The sequence below is a fragment of the Arthrobacter sp. TS-15 genome (genome assembly GCF_006964045.1).
Lineage (GTDB): Bacteria > Actinomycetota > Actinomycetes > Actinomycetales > Micrococcaceae > Arthrobacter.
The window spans coordinates 1-1,128 of the sequence record NZ_SDXQ01000113.1; the positions used below are offsets into that span (position 1 = coordinate 1).

Annotated in this window: 1 protein-coding gene; it reads left to right on the top strand. The window is 72.3% G+C overall.

The annotated features are described in order from the left end of the window. Positions 1-1,089, top strand: a 1,089-nt coding sequence (locus EU811_RS23130) for a sensor histidine kinase (RefSeq protein ID WP_142940577.1), incomplete at its 5' end; no start/stop codon positions are given. Between the last annotated feature and the right edge of the window lie 39 nt (positions 1,090-1,128).

A 1,128-nucleotide genomic window follows, 5' to 3' on the forward strand; every position in this document is an offset into this window, starting at 1 on the left:
GGCTTCGCGAACTGGCGGCGGCTGGTGGCGGCCCAGTGGTGCGGGGTGCGGATCCCGCCCGCGTACCGGCCGGTGCCGAAGGACGCGAACCCCTGGACGCGGTGCTTCCGGCTGCTCGGCGATCCGGCGACCTGGCGGGACCTGATGTGGCTGCCGGTCGACATGATCGCGGGTTTCGTCACGGCGCTGCTGCCCGCCGCTCTGCTCACCTATCCGTTCGAGGGGTTCGCGCTCGGCGCCGGGCTGTGGCGGGTCTTCACGGACGGCACGCGCGTCGGCTGGTGGTACGGGTTCGTGCCCATCAGCGGGCAGCTCAGCGCCCTCGCGGCCGCCGCGCTGGGAGCGGCCCTGCTCGTCACCGGTGTCTACACGGCTCCCCTGCTGCTGCGGGCCCACTTCCTGCTGACCAGGTCCGTCCTCGGGTCCGGCCAGGGCGAGCTCGCCGAGCGCGTCCGTGTGCTCACCGAGACCCGGCGCGACGCCGTCGACACCTCGGCGGCCGAACTGCGGCGTATCGAACGGGATCTGCACGACGGGGCGCAGGCCAGGCTGGTCGCGATGGGCATGGATCTCGGCACCATCGAGGCCCTGGTCGAGAAGGACCCGGCGAAGGCCAAGCAGCTGCTCGCACACGCCCGCAGGTCCTCCGCCGAGGCGCTCACGGAACTGCGTGACCTCGTACGCGGCATCCACCCGCCGGTGCTCGCGGAGCGCGGACTCGGCGACGCCGTACGGGCGTTGGCGCTGCGGCTGCCCATCGGCACCGAGGTGGACGTGGAGTTGGCGGGCCGGGCGGGTGAACCGGTGGAAGCGGCCGCGTACTTCGCCGTCAGCGAGGTGCTCACCAACGCCGTCAAGCACTCGGGGGCGGACCGGATCTGGGTCGACATCCACCACTCCCCCGAGCACGGCGGCATGCTGCGGATCGCCGTGACCGACGACGGCGGCGGGGGCGCCTCGATCGGCGCGGGTTCGGGACTCTCCGGAGTCGAGCGGCGACTGGGTACATTCGACGGCGTCCTGGCCGTCAGCAGTCCAGCGGGCGGCCCCACCATGGTGACCATGGAGATCCCTTGCGAGTTGTCCTAGCCGAAGACCTGTTCCTGCTGCGCGACGGACTGGTCCGGC